The organism is Bacillus sp. OV166, from assembly GCF_900177675.1.
GTDB lineage: Bacteria > Bacillota > Bacilli > Bacillales > Cytobacillaceae > Neobacillus.
Window position 1 is genome coordinate 6,453,096 of the sequence record NZ_FXWM01000001.1, and the last position, 17,022, is coordinate 6,470,117.

The 17,022-nt window shown below is 44.6% G+C and carries 19 protein-coding genes; all 19 read right to left on the bottom strand.

The features are described from left to right. Window positions 1-76: 76 nt before the first annotated feature. Window positions 77-391, bottom strand: coding sequence for an NADH-quinone oxidoreductase subunit NuoK (nuoK, locus tag CCK98_RS31545; RefSeq protein ID WP_088090189.1), 315 nt, complete (start codon window positions 389-391; stop codon window positions 77-79). Further along, entirely contained in the window at window positions 388-906 is a 519-nt protein-coding gene (locus tag CCK98_RS31550) for an NADH-quinone oxidoreductase subunit J (protein WP_088090190.1), read from the bottom strand. The genes nuoK and CCK98_RS31550 overlap by 4 nt, the downstream gene beginning before the upstream one ends. Further along, window positions 903-1,322 (bottom strand): NADH-quinone oxidoreductase subunit NuoI, encoded by a 420-nt coding sequence (gene nuoI / locus CCK98_RS31555; RefSeq protein ID WP_088090191.1) that lies wholly within the window; start codon window positions 1,320-1,322, stop codon window positions 903-905. The genes CCK98_RS31550 and nuoI overlap by 4 nt, the downstream gene beginning before the upstream one ends. Window positions 1,323-1,447: 125 nt before the next feature. Next, the gene (gene nuoH, locus CCK98_RS31560) at window positions 1,448-2,452 is read right to left on the bottom strand and encodes an NADH-quinone oxidoreductase subunit NuoH (protein WP_088090192.1); all 1,005 of its coding nucleotides are present in this window, start codon (window positions 2,450-2,452) and stop codon (window positions 1,448-1,450) included. Then, window positions 2,452-3,552: an NADH-quinone oxidoreductase subunit D gene (locus CCK98_RS31565; protein WP_088090193.1), complete on the bottom strand. Its 1,101-nt coding sequence runs from the start codon at window positions 3,550-3,552 to the stop codon at window positions 2,452-2,454. The genes nuoH and CCK98_RS31565 overlap by 1 nt, the downstream gene beginning before the upstream one ends. A 3-nt stretch (window positions 3,553-3,555) precedes the next feature. Continuing rightward, window positions 3,556-4,782 (bottom strand): NADH-quinone oxidoreductase subunit C, encoded by a 1,227-nt coding sequence (locus CCK98_RS31570; protein WP_088090194.1) that lies wholly within the window; start codon window positions 4,780-4,782, stop codon window positions 3,556-3,558. A gap of 3 nt (window positions 4,783-4,785) precedes the next feature. Continuing rightward, on the bottom strand, window positions 4,786-5,298 hold the full coding sequence (locus CCK98_RS31575; protein WP_088090195.1) for an NADH-quinone oxidoreductase subunit B family protein: 513 nt from the start codon (window positions 5,296-5,298) through the stop codon (window positions 4,786-4,788). Further along, window positions 5,289-5,663 (bottom strand): NADH-quinone oxidoreductase subunit A, encoded by a 375-nt coding sequence (locus CCK98_RS31580; protein ID WP_088090196.1) that lies wholly within the window; start codon window positions 5,661-5,663, stop codon window positions 5,289-5,291. Before CCK98_RS31580 ends, CCK98_RS31575 begins: the two co-directional genes overlap by 10 nt. Window positions 5,664-7,017: 1,354 nt before the next feature. Next, window positions 7,018-7,425 carry a F0F1 ATP synthase subunit epsilon gene (locus CCK98_RS31585; RefSeq protein ID WP_088090197.1) on the bottom strand — a complete coding sequence of 136 codons (408 nt, stop codon included), beginning with the start codon at window positions 7,423-7,425 and terminating at the stop codon, window positions 7,018-7,020. Between the two features lie 21 nt (window positions 7,426-7,446). Next, the gene (atpD, locus tag CCK98_RS31590) at window positions 7,447-8,868 is read right to left on the bottom strand and encodes a F0F1 ATP synthase subunit beta (protein ID WP_088090198.1); all 1,422 of its coding nucleotides are present in this window, start codon (window positions 8,866-8,868) and stop codon (window positions 7,447-7,449) included. 180 nt (window positions 8,869-9,048) lie between these two features. Next, entirely contained in the window at window positions 9,049-9,906 is an 858-nt protein-coding gene (gene atpG / locus CCK98_RS31595) for an ATP synthase F1 subunit gamma (RefSeq protein ID WP_088090199.1), read from the bottom strand. A 94-nt stretch (window positions 9,907-10,000) separates the two neighbouring features. Continuing rightward, the gene (gene atpA, locus CCK98_RS31600) at window positions 10,001-11,509 is read right to left on the bottom strand and encodes a F0F1 ATP synthase subunit alpha (RefSeq protein WP_088090200.1); all 1,509 of its coding nucleotides are present in this window, start codon (window positions 11,507-11,509) and stop codon (window positions 10,001-10,003) included. A gap of 25 nt (window positions 11,510-11,534) precedes the next feature. After that, window positions 11,535-12,071 carry a F0F1 ATP synthase subunit delta gene (locus tag CCK98_RS31605; RefSeq protein ID WP_088090201.1) on the bottom strand — a complete coding sequence of 179 codons (537 nt, stop codon included), beginning with the start codon at window positions 12,069-12,071 and terminating at the stop codon, window positions 11,535-11,537. Then, window positions 12,068-12,598: a F0F1 ATP synthase subunit B gene (atpF, locus tag CCK98_RS31610; protein ID WP_088090202.1), complete on the bottom strand. Its 531-nt coding sequence runs from the start codon at window positions 12,596-12,598 to the stop codon at window positions 12,068-12,070. Before atpF ends, CCK98_RS31605 begins: the two co-directional genes overlap by 4 nt. 99 nt (window positions 12,599-12,697) lie before the next feature. Further along, window positions 12,698-12,910 carry a F0F1 ATP synthase subunit C gene (gene atpE, locus CCK98_RS31615; protein ID WP_348982654.1) on the bottom strand — a complete coding sequence of 71 codons (213 nt, stop codon included), beginning with the start codon at window positions 12,908-12,910 and terminating at the stop codon, window positions 12,698-12,700. A gap of 86 nt (window positions 12,911-12,996) precedes the next feature. Beyond that, entirely contained in the window at window positions 12,997-13,710 is a 714-nt protein-coding gene (atpB, locus tag CCK98_RS31620; RefSeq protein ID WP_088090204.1) for a F0F1 ATP synthase subunit A, read from the bottom strand. A gap of 22 nt (window positions 13,711-13,732) precedes the next feature. Then, window positions 13,733-14,107, bottom strand: coding sequence for an ATP synthase subunit I (locus CCK98_RS31625; RefSeq protein WP_088090205.1), 375 nt, complete (start codon window positions 14,105-14,107; stop codon window positions 13,733-13,735). 2 nt (window positions 14,108-14,109) lie between these two features. Next, window positions 14,110-14,334, bottom strand: a complete 225-nt coding sequence (locus CCK98_RS31630) for an AtpZ/AtpI family protein (protein ID WP_088090206.1) — start codon at window positions 14,332-14,334, stop codon at window positions 14,110-14,112. 374 nt (window positions 14,335-14,708) lie between these two features. After that, window positions 14,709-16,988: a S8 family serine peptidase gene (locus tag CCK98_RS31635; protein ID WP_088090207.1), complete on the bottom strand. Its 2,280-nt coding sequence runs from the start codon at window positions 16,986-16,988 to the stop codon at window positions 14,709-14,711. Window positions 16,989-17,022 lie beyond the last annotated feature (34 nt).

The following is a 17,022-nucleotide window of genomic DNA, read 5'->3' on the forward strand; positions in this document are numbered from 1 at the left end:
CACAAAGTTGTAGTGTCCGTCCACCGTGGACAAAATGACGAAGTGTCTTTTCATGGTGCCTGACACCCAATTTTTTTTAGTTTTTCATTGTGTCAATTTCGTCGATGTTGACGGTCTTTTTGGCACGGTAGAGTGAGATTAATATGGCTAGACCGACAGCTGCTTCGGCTGCTGCGACGCTGATCGCGAACAGGGCGAAGATTTGGCCCGTAATGGACGGCGCCATTCCATATTTGCTGAAGGTTACGAGATTAATATTGACCGCGTTCAGCATTAATTCAATCGAAATCAGGACAATCACGGTGTTTCTTTTGGTAAGTGCACCGTATAAACCGATGCAAAACAAGATCAGTGCAAGTGCCAGGAAGGCTGAAGCGGGAACAGAACTCATTGGTCGTCCGCCTCCTTCTTCTCATTTTTCGCTAAGATAATCGAACCAACAAGGGCGACTAATAGTAAAACAGACGTTAACTCAAACGGAATGATGTATTTTGAGTAAAGTGCTTTACCGATTTGCATCGTGTTGTTTTCATGCAAGGTGGTCGGAACCTGTTCGATATTGAAATTGTAAATGCCAAGGTAAACAGCAAATGCAAAGCCGAGAATCCCTAAGAAGACGAGGATTTTTCTCCATTTTCCTGTTTGTGGTTCATGTTCATCATTATGCTTTGTTAACATGATTCCAAACAGCATGATGATGGTAATCGCACCTGAATAGATTAAGATTTGCACGGCTGCCACAAATTCGGCTGACAGCAGCACGTAAATTCCAGCGATTGCCACAAAGGTGAAGATCAGTGAAACGACCATATGAACCACCTTGGTAAGATTTAAAAGAAGCACACCGCCGATAATGGCGACAAGTGCGAGTCCCATAAAAGCGAGGAATTCGCCGGAAAAGGTCATGGTTTATTCACCTGCCGTATGTTTTCATCGTTTTCATCTAACCATTCTAGGTTTTTAAATAACATGTCACGGCTGTATTCAGCGAGCTCGAAGTTATTGGTCATGATAATCGCTTCGGTCGGGCATACCTCCGTACATAAGTCACAAAGGATGCAAATTTCAAAGTTAATATCATAGGTATCAATGATTTTCCCTTTTTTCGTTGGGTCCGGATGCTTTTTACCCGTTAAATTAATACAATCCGTCGGACAGATGTTCATGCACTGATTACAAACAATACACTTTTCCGGATAAAACTTTTGAATACCGCGGAACCGGTCTGGCAGTGGAAGCGGCTTGTTTGGATAATCATACGTAACCTTTTCTTTGGTCAAGTTTTTTAGGGTATATTTCAAGCCTTTTGCTAATCCAAGCACGTTTTTCACCCCTTTTACATTTTAAAGATGGTTTCCTTTATTTACGCTGTTAAACTTGGCTGTTGATTTGCGCTCCAATCAACTTGGTTATAAAAATCAATACTGACCTTTAACACAGCTTTTTTTTAAAAGAATAATGATTTAACTAATGCTGTTAAGAATATGTTTGCTAGTGCGATTGGCAACAGTACTTTCCAGCCAAATTCCATGAGTTTGTCGGCGCGGAAACGTGGTAGCGTTGCCCGCAGCCAGATGTAGACAAAGACGACGACGCTGAATTTAAGTGCAAACCAGACGGCGCCTGGGATGAAGTCCAGGAAGCTGATTGGTGCCAGCCAGCCGCCAAGGAAGACGACGGTAATGAGTGCGGACATTGCGAATAAGTACACATATTCAGCGAGCATAAAGAAGGCCCAGCGGAATCCGGAATATTCTACGTGATATCCAGCGACTAGTTCGTTTTCCGATTCCGGCAGGTCAAATGGTGTCCGGTTTAATTCGGCGATTGATGCAATGAAAAAGACGATGAAGCCGATTGGCTGTAAAAGTACGAACCAGCCATGTTTTTGTGCTTCGACGATATCATTTAGGTTTAAACTTCCTGATAAAAGGATGACGCCTAGGACGGACATGACTAACGGGATTTCGTAAGAAATCATTTGGGCTGAAGCACGCATACCTCCTAAGAGGGCGTACTTGTTATTTGATGCCCAGCCGCCAAGGAGCATTCCAAAGGTGGTTAATCCGCTAACGGCAATATAATAGAGTAATCCGACACCAATGTCAGCAAACTGAAAGGCGTCTGTGAATGGCATCGTCGCTAAGACCATAAAGGATGGCGCGAAGGCGATGACTGGTGCAATGATAAATAATGGCTTGTCGGCTGCCTTTGGAATGATGTCCTCTTTTAATAACAGCTTGAGGACGTCTGCGACGGTTTGTAATAGTCCCCATTTACCGCCGACCTGGTTTGGACCATGGCGCAGCTGCATGTAGCCTAAGACTTTCCGCTCTGCTAAAATTCCGTAGGTAACAAATCCTAATACGATTAAAAGCAAGACAGCGCCGAGTAAAAAGAAAATTCCAAAGTTAGCCCAACCCGGACTTGACTGGAGCAATTCTTCTATCATTAGCCGTCAACCTCCCCAAGGACAATATCAACTGCCCCTAAAATAGCAATCATGTTTGCAATGTTTTCACCCTTTAAAAGTTTCGGGAGAATTTGCAGGTTATAGAAGGATGGTCTTCTAAACTTTAAGCGGTACGGCTCTTTTTTGCCGTCGCTATAAATATAGCAGCCAATCTCTCCACGCGGTGATTCAATGCGGACGAAGGCTTCCCCTTTAGGTGCCTTAATGATTTTCGGCACTTTCGCCATAATTGGACCTTCACCAGGAAATTGTTCCACGGCTTGTTCAAGGATTTTCAAGGATTCTTCAATCTCCGCAAGACGCAAATGGTAGCGAGCTAAGCAATCGCCGTCTTCTGAGGTTGGTACATCAAAGGTAAAACGGTTGTAAACGGAGTAAGGCTCATCTTTACGAAGATCCCATTTCACGCCAGTACTGCGCAGGTTTGGTCCGCTCAGTGAATATTGGAGTGCCTCTTCTTTTGTATACTTACCGACGCCTTTGACCCGGTCGAGGAAGATTTCATTTCCGGACACAAGATCGTGATAGCCTTTCAGCTGGCCGCGCAGGTATGGTACAAAGCTGCCTACTTTTTCAATCCAGCCTTCAGGTGCATCCCACTTCACACCGCCAACGCGCATATAGTTGAAGGTCAAGCGGGCCCCTGATAATTCGTTGAGCATATTGATAATCATTTCGCGGTCACGGAAGGCATAGATGAACGGACTTGTTGCACCTAAGTCAAGGATATACGTACCCCAGGCGACAAGGTGGCTGGCAATCCGGTTCAATTCCATCGCAATCACGCGTAAGAAATCAGCTCGTTCAGGAATTTCAATCCCCATCATCGTTTCAACGGCATGACAGAGGATATAGTTATTGGTCATCGAGGACAAATAGTCCATTCGGTCGGTGTAAGGAATAATCTGCGTATATTGCAGGTCTTCTGCTAATTTTTCGGTCCCGCGGTGTAAGTACCCGATGACAGGTTTCGCTTCGGTAATGATTTCCCCATCAATTTTAACAACCAGCCGGAACACTCCGTGCGTACTTGGATGCTGAGGACCGACGTTTAATATCATTTCTTCTGTTCTGATCATTGGTTACACCTCCACGTCGTACGGCTCGTAATCTTTTCGCAGTGGATGGCCAACCCATTCTTCGCCTAGCAAGATGCGCCGTAAGTCTGGATGTCCTGGAAACTTGATTCCTAGTAAATCATAGGCTTCACATTCAGGCCATTCTGCGCCTGCCCAAAGTGGCTGCAAGGACTCAATTGTTGGTTCGCTGCGGTCAATCCTCACTTTTAGGGCGACGGACTGACGGTTTTTGTATGAGTATAAGTGAACATAAACTTCCATATGTGTTTCAAAGTCTGTCCCATGAAGCTCTGATAAATAATCGAACCCTAAGAGCTCATTGTATTTTAAAAATTGAGCTACTTTGTAATATGTATCACGCTTCGCCACAAGGGTTGGAACGTCCTTAGATAGTTTATTAATATAAGAATCTTCTAAAACATCCGGTCCCAGATGTTCGGTAATCACCTTCACATACTTATCGAGGTATGGCTGGTTTGGTGATGGCTTTGTTTCGGCTGCCGGTGCCGCTGTGGCATCCGTTTTTCCGCCTGCTGCGGCGGCTGCTTTCGCCTTGGCCGCTGCTACTGCTTTTGCTTTTGCCTTTGCTTTCGCCGCTGCAATCGCTTTAGCTTTTTCGTCATCGCCGCCTGCTGCTGCTTCTGAGTCGGTTCCTGCTCCTGCTCCTGCCGCTTTTGCTTTCGCCGCAGCCGCTGCCTTTGCTTTGGCTGCTGCCACTGCTTTCGCCTTGGCATCGTCTCCTGCTGGGACGTTATCGCCTTCACCAGTGTCGGCGTCGGCTGCTGGGGCTGCTCCGCCGGCTAGTTCCATCGCTTTTTTCTTCGCTGCGGCCGCCGCTTTTGCTTTCGCTACCGCTGCTGCCTTTTTCTTTGCTAAGTCGTCACTGTCTTCTGAGGCAGAAGTTTCAGCCGCTGGTGCTGGTGTTTCAACTGGCGCAGATTCCTCGGCTGGGGCTGTACCGCCAGCAAGTTCCATCGCTTTTCGCTTTGCCGCTGCTGCTGCCTTCGCTTTCGCTACCGCCGCTGCCTTTTTCTTCGCTAGATCGTCGCCGTCATTTGTCGGTACAGGCTCTGGTGCTTCGGCATTAACTGGTTCCGCCGGTTTCTCCTCCTGCTTCGGAGTTGGTGAGGCTTCCCCTGCAGCCTTCGCCGCCCGTTTCGCCGCCGCTGCCGCTTTCGCCTTTTCAACGGCTTCCTTTTTTAACTGATCAAGATCTTTATCCCCACTCATCGGTTAGATCACCTTCTTCCCAGTCTTCGCTTCATAGCGAATCTTTTCCTTTAATTTATTGATTCCATAAATTAAAGCGGCTGGGTTTGGAGGGCATCCAGGTATGTACACATCGACAGGAACGATCTGATCGACTCCCTTAACGACGGAATAAGACTTTACATACGGCCCACCTGCTGTCGCACAAGAACCCATCGCAATGACCCATTTTGGTTCAGGCATTTGGTCATACAATCTTCGTAAAATTGGTGCCATCTTCTTCGTCACCGTTCCGGACACAATCATACAATCGGACTGGCGTGGTGACGTACGGAAAAAGGAACCCGAACGATCCAAATCATAATTCGCTCCGCCTACACCCATCATCTCAATCGCACAACAAGCTAGACCAAATGTCACCGGGTAGATCGAACTGCTTCGAGCCCAAGCTTTAATTTGCTCTAGCGTAGTCATAAATACATTTCGCTGTAACTCGGCCATTTCTTGTTGTGAAATGCCATCTAATTTTAATTCCATCGTAGCACCTTCTTTTTCCAGGCATACACAAGGCCAATTAATAACATAATAACGAAAATCAACATCTCGATTAGTGCAAAAATCCCCAGTTTATCATAGGCCACCGCCCATGGATATAAAAACACGGTTTCTACATCAAAAATAACAAACATCAGGGCAAAAATATAATAGCGGACATTAAACTGAACACGGGAATCGTGAAAAGGCTCAATACCGCTCTCATATGTGGTATACTTCGCTTCGCTCGGTTTATGCGGACGCAGAAGCTTACCTAAATATAAAGCCACCACAGGCAGCAGCACCCCAAGACATAGGAACGCAAAGACGACCAGATAATTATTCTGATATACATTTAGAAGTTCCATGCCTATCCCCTCCAATGTTGTAAATTTTCATACTAATGAATATTGTAACCGAATTCATTATAGCATTGTTACAAACCCATGTCGACAAACCAAATTCATAAAAATTGGAATTCAATCCGCCGCGAAATTCCTGATTAAAAGGCTCTTGAGAGCTCGCTCTCAAAAGAGACTTTCAATCAGGAATTTTGCAAGCTTCAGCGATAGCTGAAGCGCAGGATGCGCTAGCATCCGGCGGGTAAAATTACAATTTACACCTGAACTAAGTCGTCGACATGAAGTCCCCTCCCCTGAGCGTTTGTGTGATCTCGCAGAAACACATCCTGAATTACTTCAGAGATGACGCAAGAGCGAACCCGCCACACTGGATTAAAAGGACATGCTTTAGCACACGTGATCTGGAGCGTAGCGGAAGATGACGTGCATAAAGGGTTCGCAAGAACCCCATAACCTACCTAATAATTCGACAACAACCCCTATTTAACAATAAAATGTGAACAATGTCAGTGAGTTTTGTCATTAAAAATACATCGAATATCTCTTTTTTAAAACAACTTATATTTTTCTAAAAAAGTAATAAACAAACCAAACAAAACTCAACCTCACATTAATGTAAACATGTCCCTCTACAATCATATTCACACCCAAACTTTTCATGCTTTATTCCGGAATTAGCTCCAGATTTAATAGCCAGTCGGGAGACTGGGTAGGTAACTTTTATTCCCTATATCTAGCGGACCACCTAATTCCAACCCCAACTCTTTAAAATTACCATTTTTAATAAAACCCCTCCCATTTAATTACCCGAAGTACAACTTAAATACCGCCACCTATCCAAAAAGTCAGTCGCAAGACTGGCTAGGTATCTAATTTACTCTAATTATAGAAATAACTCTCCCTCAAAGGCCTTTCCAAATACCTCTTTCAATAAAACCAGACCTTCACTGTCCACTTCTCCCAGTTTACTGTCCACTCCCCTATAAACCCACAAAACAACCCAAAAAGACAGTCGCAAGACTGGCTAGGTATCTAATTTACTAAAATTAAAGAAATACCCCTACCTCATAGGCTCTTCCAGATACCTCTTTTAATAAAACCTCATATTTACTATCCACTTCTACCCATTTACTGTCCACTTCCCTAATAATACTCTCCACTCCCCTATAAACCCTCAAACCACCCAAAAAGCCAGTCGCAAGACTGGCTAAGTAACATTCTTTCTTCCCATCATGAATACGCTAAAATCCCCTCCCTCCACACCACAACCATAACCACACATCCCCAAAAAACCACAAAAAAACCCCTCCAGCGGCAAACTAATTGCCACCAAAGGGGTTCGACTTCTTTTTCAAAAACACTATATTCTTCTTTCCGATACGCCGAGGCGATTGATGGCACGCTGCAAGGCAAGCTCAGCACGTCTGAAATCGGTATGATCAGCTTGATGGTCTTTCAGACGCTGTTCTGCGCGTTCCCTCGCTCTTATGGCACGTTCAACATCAATTTCAGACGCAGTTTCCGCTGATTGGGCTAAGATAGTCACCTGATCAGGACGGACCTCTAAAATTCCACCGCTGACCGCGATAAATTCCGTTTTTCCGTCTTTTTTAAGACGTACGGAAGTAATTTCGAGCGGAGCCACCAACGGCATGTGGCCTGGGGAAATCCCCAAATCACCACTTGTTGCCTTGGTACTTACCATTTCCACATCTGAATCAAACACCGGGCCATCGGGAGTAACAATACTGACTCGAATCGTCTTCATTTTTTACCCTCCAGGCTCTGTTTAGACCTCTACACCCATGCGTTTCGCACTCTCAATAACATCCTCAATACGGCCAACGAGACGGAAAGCATCTTCTGGAAGGTGGTCATACTTACCTTCAAGAATCTCTTTGAAACCACGAACCGTTTCCTTAACAGGTACATAAGAACCTGGCTGGCCAGTAAACTGTTCAGCAACGTGGAAGTTTTGAGATAAGAATACTTGAATACGACGCGCACGTTGTACCGTTAACTTATCATCATCACTTAGTTCATCCATACCAAGGATCGCGATAATATCTTGTAACTCTTTATAACGTTGCAATGTTGATTGTACTTGGCGAGCTACATTATAGTGCTCCTCACCAACAATATCAGGTGACAATGCACGTGATGTTGAAGCCAAAGGATCCACCGCTGGGTAAATACCCATCTCAGAAAGCTTACGCTCAAGGTTTGTTGTTGCATCTAAGTGAGCGAATGTTGTAGCCGGAGCCGGATCCGTATAGTCATCGGCCGGTACATAAATCGCTTGGATCGATGTAACTGATCCTAAGTTTGTAGAAGTAATACGCTCTTGTAATTTACCCATCTCAGTAGCAAGAGTTGGCTGGTAACCTACCGCTGATGGCATACGGCCAAGTAGCGCGGAAACCTCAGAACCTGCTTGCGTGAAACGGAAAATGTTATCCATGAAGAAAAGAACGTCTTGTCCTTGCTCATCACGGAAATACTCAGACATAGTCAAACCAGTTAGAGCAACACGCATACGTGCGCCAGGCGGCTCGTTCATTTGTCCGAATACCATCGCAGTTTTCTTGATAACTCCTGAATCAGTCATCTCGTGGTAAAGGTCATTACCTTCACGTGTACGCTCACCAACACCGGCGAATACCGAAATACCACCGTGCTCTTGAGCGATGTTATTGATCAATTCCTGGATTAATACGGTTTTACCTACACCCGCACCACCGAAAAGACCGATTTTTCCACCTTTAATATATGGTGCAAGAAGGTCTACTACCTTAATACCAGTTTCAAGAATTTCAACTTCAGTAGAAAGGTTTTCAAATGTTGGTGCTTCGCGGTGAATCGAATCACGGCGCTCACTTGCTGGAATCTCAGCCGCAAGGTCAATCGTTTCACCCAATACGTTAAATACACGACCAAGTGTTACATCACCAACTGGTACAGAAATCGGTTTACCAGTATCTTCAACTTCTATTCCACGAGTTAAACCATCTGTGGTAGACATCGCGATCGTACGAACTGTATCATCACCTAAATGAAGAGCTACTTCAAGGGTAATGTTGATATCAACTTCGGATGCATTACTCGATTTACTTGAAATTTTCAACGCATTATAAATCGCAGGCAGATGACCGCTTTCGAACTTAACGTCAACTACCGGACCCATAATCTGAAGAACGCGTCCTTTGCTCATCGTTTTCCCTCCTTACTTACTCTCTCGCAGAAACCATCACAAGCATTTTTATGAAAATGAACTCATTGTGGTCACGCGTCTTGTTCTATAATGAACAAAATGAGTGGGAACGGACATAGCATTCCCTGCTCAAAATCTAGTCAAACCCTCTACATCGGGTTCATTTTTAAAATAAAGGTTTTATTCAAGCGCTGCCGCACCGCCAACGATTTCCGTGATTTCCTGGGTGATCGCTGCTTGACGGGCACGGTTGAAAACTAGTGTATAGTGATTAATTAATTCTTTAGCATTATCAGTTGCATTTCTCATTGCCGTCATCCGAGCAGCATGCTCACTCGCTTTGCTGTCTAAGAGTGCTCCGTAGATCAAACTTTCAGCATATTGAGGCAGGAGAACTTCTAATATTTCTTCAGCAGACGGCTCAAATTCATAGGAAATGAGTTTGTTTGAAGTCGCTAAGTCCGATAACGGAAGGAGCTTCTTCTCCTGTACTTCCTGTGAAATGGCACTTACATAATGGCTGTAATAGACATATAATTCATCGAAAGTTCCATCGGTAAACATTCCAACCGTTGCACGGGTAATGTCTTGAATGTCAGCAAAGTTAGGCTGAGCTGGAATCCCAATCGATTCAAGGACCACATTCATGCCGCGTTTGACAAAAAAGTCACGTGCCATTCTTCCGATTGCAATGATCGCGAATTCATCATTCGATTTATGACGGCTTTGGATTGTTTGATAAACATGACGGAGAACGTTGCTGTTAAAACCGCCAGCAAGTCCGCTGTCAGAAGTCATAACAATATAACCGGTTTTCTTAACAGGTCGACTGGTCAGCATGGGATGATTTACTCCGCCTGAGCCAATTGCAATCGATGCCGTTACTTCTTGGATTTTTTCCATATAAGGTACAAATTGCTTTGCATTGACGACGGCACGATTCCACTTTGCAGCAGAGGTCATTTCCATTGCTTTGGTTATTTGACTCGTCTTTTTAGTTGAATTGATACGAGTTTTTATCTCACGTAATGAAGCCATAGGTTCTCACCACCCTTTTTCAAAGAATGTCTGGTTGGGCGTGCGGCCCGCCTTACGGGTGCCGCGCGCTCACCGTTCTAAATGTCAGACCCTATTATTCGGAAACTGCAAACGTCTTTTTGAAGGCGTTGATTGCAGAAGCCATATCGTCATCAGAAGGAAGGTCCTTCGTTTTTGTAATATGGTCTAACAACTCTTTGCGGTTGTGGTCTAACCAATTAAGGTATTCTGATTCAAAACGACGGACATCCTCTAATGGAATATCATCAAGGAAACCGCGTGTTAATGCGTAAAGGATTGCAACTTGCTTTTCAACTGAAAGTGGCTTGTGAAGATCTTGTTTCAGAACTTCAACCGTACGTGCACCACGATTAAGTTTCGCTTGGGTTGCTTTATCTAAGTCTGATCCAAACTGAGCAAATGCTTCTAATTCACGGTATGATGCAAGGTCAAGACGTAAGGTACCAGATACCTTTTTCATCGCCTTGATTTGTGCAGATCCACCTACACGCGATACGGAAAGACCCGCGTTGATCGCCGGACGAACACCGGAGAAGAATAAGTCAGATTGTAAGAAAATTTGTCCATCAGTAATTGAAATAACGTTTGTTGGGATATAAGCTGAAACGTCGCCTGCTTGCGTTTCAATGAACGGAAGCGCAGTGATTGAACCAGCACCAAGTGTATCGTTAATTTTTGCAGCACGCTCTAGTAAGCGGCTGTGCAAGTAGAAAACATCCCCTGGATAGGCTTCCCGACCTGGAGGACGACGAAGCAGCAAGGAAAGCTCACGGTAGGCAGCTGCTTGTTTAGAAAGATCATCATATACGATCAATACGTGTTTGCCAGCATACATAAACTCTTCAGCCATTGCCACGCCCGCATATGGAGCTAGGTAAAGCAATGGAGCCGGTTGTGATGCAGATGCAGTTACAACGATTGAGTATTCTAACGCACCGTATTTACGAAGCGTTTCAACCGCGTTACGAACGGTTGATTCTTTTTGTCCGATCGCAACATAGATACACACCATGTTTTGACCTTTTTGATTGATAATGGTATCAATCGCAACAGATGTTTTACCTGTTTGACGGTCACCGATGACTAACTCACGTTGACCACGTCCGATTGGCACTAGAGCGTCAATCGCTTTGATACCTGTTTGTAATGGCTCATGAACGGATTTACGAGCCATAACGCCTGGAGCAACTGCTTCTACTGGGCGTGTTTTTGTTGTATTGATTGGACCCATACCATCAACTGGTTGTCCAAGTGAGTTAACAACGCGTCCGATTAGTTCCTCACCAACTGGAACCTCCATGATGCGTCCTGTACGGCGAACCTCGTCACCTTCTTTGATTTCAGTGAAAGGTCCGAGAATGATAATACCAACGTTATTTGCTTCAAGGTTTTGTGCCATACCCATAACGCCGTTTGAAAATTCAACAAGTTCTCCAGCCATGACATTGTCGAGGCCATGAACACGTGCGATACCGTCACCGATTGAGATAACTGTACCGACATCAGTCACTTGAATTTCCGCCTGATAGTTTTCAATTTGCTTTTTTATCAGGGCACTAATTTCTTCAGCTTTGATGCTCATGAGTTTCACCCCTAATCTTTCGAATCTAGCTTAACAATTTACGTTCTAAACGATCGAGTTTTCCTCTTAATGACCCGTCATATATACGATTTCCAATGCGAAGGCGGATACCGCCAAGCAGATTGGAATCTACGATATTTTCAATTTTTAGGGACTTTTTGCCCACTTTTGCTGCAAATACAGACGAGATTGCTTCGCGTTCCGCATCCGTTAATTCACGGGTGCTGTACACTTTCGCTTCGGCAATGCCCATCTCATCATTTGCCAGCTCTAAAAATTCATTTGCCACGTCAACGATTTGGTCTTCACGGTGGCGGTCGATTAAGATCAACATGGTATTTAATACATTTACATTTACTGTTGCGAAAGATGACTTAATGATTTCTTTTTTCGCTTCAATTGAAAGCTTAGAAGAATTTAAGATATTTTTTAATTCAGGATTGTATTGTACAACTTCCTTCACTACACGAAGTTCTTCTTCAATAACTCCGAGCGCTTGAGTTTCTTTCGCAATTTGGAAAAGAGCCAACGCGTAGCGTTTTGCTACCATTGAGTTACTCATCGCTCTTCTCCTGCCTCTTTAATATATTCGTTAATGAGCTGCTCCTGATCTGCTGCAGTTAATTCTTTTTCAATTACTTTAGAAGCAATTAATACAGATAGTGAGGCAACCTGTTCGCGAATAGCGGCAATAGCTTTTTCTTTTTGCTGCTCAATTTCAAGCTTTGCTGCTTCTTTGATGCGTTCAGCTTCTGTACGAGATGCCGCAACGATTTCTTCACGTTGAAGTTCACCTTGCTTTTTGGCATTTTCGATTAAGTTTTGTGCATCATTACGTGCTTCTTTTAACAGATTTTTTTGTTCTTGTAAAATCTTTTCTGCTTCTAAACGGCTGTTTTCTGCCGCACTAATTTCACTACCAATATGCTCTTCACGCGTCTTCATAATGCCCATTAATGGACCCCATGCAAACTTTTTGAGCAAGGCTAACAATACAAGAAAAACGATAAGCTGGAAGAAAATATCCCCAGTATTAATGTGGCCGCCGCCTTCAGCAGCAGTGGCTAATACTAAACTGTTTGTTAACACCCTCGGTTCACTCCTTTCAAGAGTTGCTTAACGATAGCAAAAACACATAAATGAATGGCGAGGATTTGTTGATCATCGCCATCTGGAATTTTTCTACTATTATCGGTTTAATACCATGAACGCGATAACTACACCGATAATCGGTAATGCTTCTACTAACGCAACCCCGATAAACATTGTTGTTTGAAGCAAACCACGATGTTCTGGTTGACGAGCGATACCTTCAACTGTACGACCTACGATAAGACCGTTACCAATACCTGCACCTACTGCTGCTAAACCGATTGCGATTGCTGCTGCTAAAACACCAATTGATCCTGTCATTACTTTTTTCCTCCTTAAATGTATAAAACATCAATTAATTTTTTATTTTGTTCATAAAAATGAACGGTGTATTATTAATGGTCGTGACTCACTTTATGAGCCAAGTAAACCATTGTTAACATTGTGAAAATATAAGCTTGAATCGTACCAACGAAAATAGAGAACCCTTGCCATACCAATGTTAGCGGCACAGCTGCAATGGTACCAACTATTCCTTGATGTGCTAAGCCTGTTGCTAATAGTGATAGAAGCAACTCACCCGCGTAAATGTTACCATATAGACGCAGACCAAGAGTCAGCGTATTGGCAAATTCTTCAATGATCTTCAATGGGAATAAGAATTTCATTGGACTGAAGAAACCTTCTGCATAGCCTTTGACACCTTTTAGCTTGACGCCATAATAATGGGATAGTGCCAGAACCATAACTGCTAGTGTTAAAGTGATGATTGGATCGGCTGTTGGTGATTTCCACCATAGCTTTTCATCCACCACAATTGCAAATGGAAGACCTAACATATTGGATACAAAAACATACATAATTAATGTAATCCCAAGGATGTGGAATCTCCCGCCATCTTTCCAATCCATCGTGCTGTTGATGATCCCTTTAACAAAGTCCATTACCCATTCAAAAAAGTTTTGCATCCCTGTAGGTTTCATTGCCAGCTTTCGTGTGGAAAGGACAGCAATTAGGAAAACAATTAGACTTGCTACTGTGATCATCAGCATATTTGCGCCGTTAAACCAAAGGCCCATAAATTTAAACTCTGGAACCTCATGATGCATGTAAACTCACCTCGCTTCCGCTTCATTTATGTACATGCAATGCATGGTAAAAATAATCTATCATAATGACAATATAGGATGTCATTAATCCTATCACTAAACTAATCATATCGAATTGCTCTGGGTATCTTAATGCGATTAACGCAGCAATTCCCGCCACAGCCATCCTCGAGAGCGAACCTAACGACTTGGGTTTTTTGCCCTCTGTTACCTTTTTATCAAAGCTCTCCGTCTTTCTAACTAGTATCCAAAGATTTAGATAACTAAAGCATGTCCCAAGAATCAGCCCTAGAAATATGGTTTGGTACGAGGTGAAACCCCAGCCTAGAACATAAATGGACAACAAGTAAAAAATCCATTTGCGCTGCCTGTTGAACATTACTCTGAAATCTGGCATAGTTATTTATCTCCTGAATAGAAATGACGGATTGAAAGAAGCATGGAATAGGTACCCGCTCCAAGACCTATAAGCAGTCCGATTATTAAGAATATTGGTTCGGTACCCCAATGCTGATCCAGCCATCTGCCTGAGAAAATACCTATTAGAATGGAACCTACTAATTGGGAGACAATTGCGGACATTAAAGCCATAGCTTGTAATGGGTTGCGGTTGTTTTTACGCATATAACACATCCTCACTCTGAGAGAATGTCAATCGGGCAAATAGTAAAATCCATAACCTAAATACTATCCTTAGATAGATTTATTTACATGAAAACCCTATCATTTACACCCTTAGTTAGCATACAATAGCACCCTGTCAATGTCAATGAAATTACGTGAATTATGCCACAAAGTATTTCCTGTAGTATTTTCCAATTTGGTATTTACTCAACAATCTTATTGTAGAGTAAATTGTGAAGGAATTTTGTTCATTTTGTGTCTATTTTGTGAACAATTAGAATTATACTAATGGTACAATATTATGAACCTTTATTATGATTTTGTTAAAAAGACCATGTCTTGGTGTGAACAAGGTCTTTTCTTAAAATTACTATTTAGTCTTCTTTCCTCTCAATCGTGATCATCCGTTCAATATGATCCTCTTTACTGGCCTTTTTGGCAAAAACCTTTATTAAATAGGTCCCATCTGCTGGAAGCTGGTCGTCTGGGATGTCCTTGCGAATAAGTCCCTTTTTCACATTGGTAATCGTATCTAAATATGCGACAAAACGATAATCCTCCGGGTTAAACAAGGCAATCCCAAATTCCTCCGCCCCGCCCGGTAAATACACCTCATAGCGGTACTGTCCTGGTTTGTCTCCTTCGGCAAAATCAAAGCCCATTACCCGTGGATAGTCCGGCTCCTCTAGTACATATAGATACGGAATGCGAACCGTTGCCCCGCCCGCCTGCAAGCGGAGGTACCCGTCGTGAATTTTCCCTTTAAACACCTGCGGGTCAACCGTTAACTCGACCGTTATGTCCTTGGTCTGCTGAGGTTCGAGCGTAAACGAAAGCGGCAGCCTCCATTCCAGTCCATCGACATACGGCGGGATATCAAACGAATAACGCTGGTCTTGCTGGCTTGTATTTTCGACATGCAGAAAGGCTTTATGGGCGTCACTCTGTTCCGTAAATTTCCCAAACCGGATACTGCTTGGTGTGACGAGTGTGGTGGCTTGGATCGCTTCGTCGACCTGGATTCTGCCTGCCCCCTGTTCAAAGGTGCGGTAGTAGGCGGGTTCACTACGTGTCCCAAGGGTTCGGTCAGTGTTGGCGGTGGTCCGACGCCCAGCTCCGTTCGGGATGGTCGCCGTACGGTCAACGCTATTAGACTTTGCGAGCGGTTTTGCCGTGTTCATCAGGGACGCTTTAATTTGTTCGGGCGTCCAGTCCGGATGGGCCTGCTTAATTAATGCACAGGCCCCAGCGACGTGCGGCGCCGCCATACTCGTCCCTTGGAGCGATAAATAGCCGCCTGGAATCGTCGAATTAATCGCTACCCCGGGCGCAACAATATCCGGTTTGATTTCCCAGGTTCCCGTCACCGGGCCCCGCGAGCTAAAGTCAGCGAGCCGGTCTGAATCCTCGCTGACCGTGACCCTTGCCGAGGTGGTTTGACTTTTTAAGGCTTTTTGTAAAATAACCCCATCTTCCTTCGAGATGGCCCCAACTGGGATCGACATTTGCGTATCGAGGTTTCCCATGAAACGGCCGCCGCTCATATTGTTGTAGATGAGCACCGCTTTTGCCCCTGCCCGCTTCGCATTTTCCGCTTTCTTTGAAAAAGTTAAAATCCCTCTTTTGATGAGGGCAATTTTTCCATCGACATTTTTCAATTCGTCTGGTCTGCCGATGCCACCATCGACAATGTCAGCGGAGCGGTCGAGCGACCACTTGGCTGAGCCTTCGAGCGGTTCAATCTGGAATTTATCCCGACTTCCTTCTATTAAAAGATAGGGTGTCTCCAAAGTTGGGGTCGATGCACCTACCGATATCGCTTTGGAGGCGGTCCCGGGTGAGCCAACACTCCAAACATTTGGCCCGGAATTACCAGATGCCGCCACGGCGACAATTCCGCGGTCGACCGCGCGGTTGAGCGCGAGGCTGATTGGCAGGTCGGGCCCGTTGATATCATTCCCAAGCGAGAGATTGACGACATCCACTTTATCCTTAATCGCCTGGTCAATCGCCGCGAGCACCTGCTCGGTGGTCCCGCCCCCGCCCGGCCCAAGCGCCCGGTACGCAACAATTTTTGCCTCCGGGGCAACGCCTTTTATTTTTCCATTGGCTGCAATAATGCCGGCCACATGGGTTCCGTGGATCGTCGCCTTCCCGAGCGCCAGCGTTTCCATCGGATCGCGGTCGTTGTCAACCAGGTCACGGCCGCCGGCATAATTGCGCTTGAGGTCGGGATGGGTGTAATCGACGCCCGTATCAATGACCCCGACCGTTACCCCCTTTCCCGTCAGCCGTTCATTTTTTTCATCAAAAAAACTGCGGACTTCTTCCCCACCAATAATTTTGACGCTTTCCTCGGTTTCGGCTTGGTAGGTAATAACCGGCGAGACGTTTTTGATTTGTTTATGGCTGCGGCCGATTTCGGCAAGTGTTTCTGCACTGCCTTCGACCGAGAATCCATCAAGCGCATGGTGGAAAACACGGCGCAGCTTAACGCCTTTATAAGGTTTCATGAGTTGCTGGATTTCCTGGTCGGTGTGTGGTTTGTCCAGGATTATAATGGCGGTTGTCTCCTGCGTGCTTTTGGTGATCGAAGGATGGATGAGTATTTTCGGAGTTTGAAAAGCTAGCAGTAACGCGAGTAGAAGTTTCATCGATAGATTTCCCCTTTTTCCATATCGTTTTCTT

Coding starts and splice junctions, on each gene's coding strand:
- CCK98_RS31625 (WP_088090205.1), bottom strand. CDS start 14,107: ATGCCAGATTTCAGAGTAATGTTCAACAGGCAGCGCAAATGGATTTTT.
- atpG (WP_088090199.1), bottom strand. CDS start 9,906: ATGGCTTCATTACGTGAGATAAAAACTCGTATCAATTCAACTAAAAAG.
- nuoK (WP_088090189.1), bottom strand. CDS start 391: ATGAGTTCTGTTCCCGCTTCAGCCTTCCTGGCACTTGCACTGATCTTG.
- atpA (WP_088090200.1), bottom strand. CDS start 11,509: ATGAGCATCAAAGCTGAAGAAATTAGTGCCCTGATAAAAAAGCAAATT.
- nuoH (WP_088090192.1), bottom strand. CDS start 2,452: ATGATAGAAGAATTGCTCCAGTCAAGTCCGGGTTGGGCTAACTTTGGA.
- CCK98_RS31570 (WP_088090194.1), bottom strand. CDS start 4,782: ATGAGTGGGGATAAAGATCTTGATCAGTTAAAAAAGGAAGCCGTTGAA.
- CCK98_RS31550 (WP_088090190.1), bottom strand. CDS start 906: ATGACCTTTTCCGGCGAATTCCTCGCTTTTATGGGACTCGCACTTGTC.
- atpB (WP_088090204.1), bottom strand. CDS start 13,710: ATGCATCATGAGGTTCCAGAGTTTAAATTTATGGGCCTTTGGTTTAAC.
- CCK98_RS31630 (WP_088090206.1), bottom strand. CDS start 14,334: ATGCGTAAAAACAACCGCAACCCATTACAAGCTATGGCTTTAATGTCC.
- CCK98_RS31580 (WP_088090196.1), bottom strand. CDS start 5,663: ATGGAACTTCTAAATGTATATCAGAATAATTATCTGGTCGTCTTTGCG.
- CCK98_RS31565 (WP_088090193.1), bottom strand. CDS start 3,552: ATGATCAGAACAGAAGAAATGATATTAAACGTCGGTCCTCAGCATCCA.
- CCK98_RS31605 (WP_088090201.1), bottom strand. CDS start 12,071: ATGAGTAACTCAATGGTAGCAAAACGCTACGCGTTGGCTCTTTTCCAA.
- CCK98_RS31635 (WP_088090207.1), bottom strand. CDS start 16,988: ATGAAACTTCTACTCGCGTTACTGCTAGCTTTTCAAACTCCGAAAATA.
- CCK98_RS31575 (WP_088090195.1), bottom strand. CDS start 5,298: ATGGAATTAAAATTAGATGGCATTTCACAACAAGAAATGGCCGAGTTA.
- atpD (WP_088090198.1), bottom strand. CDS start 8,868: ATGAGCAAAGGACGCGTTCTTCAGATTATGGGTCCGGTAGTTGACGTT.
- CCK98_RS31585 (WP_088090197.1), bottom strand. CDS start 7,425: ATGAAGACGATTCGAGTCAGTATTGTTACTCCCGATGGCCCGGTGTTT.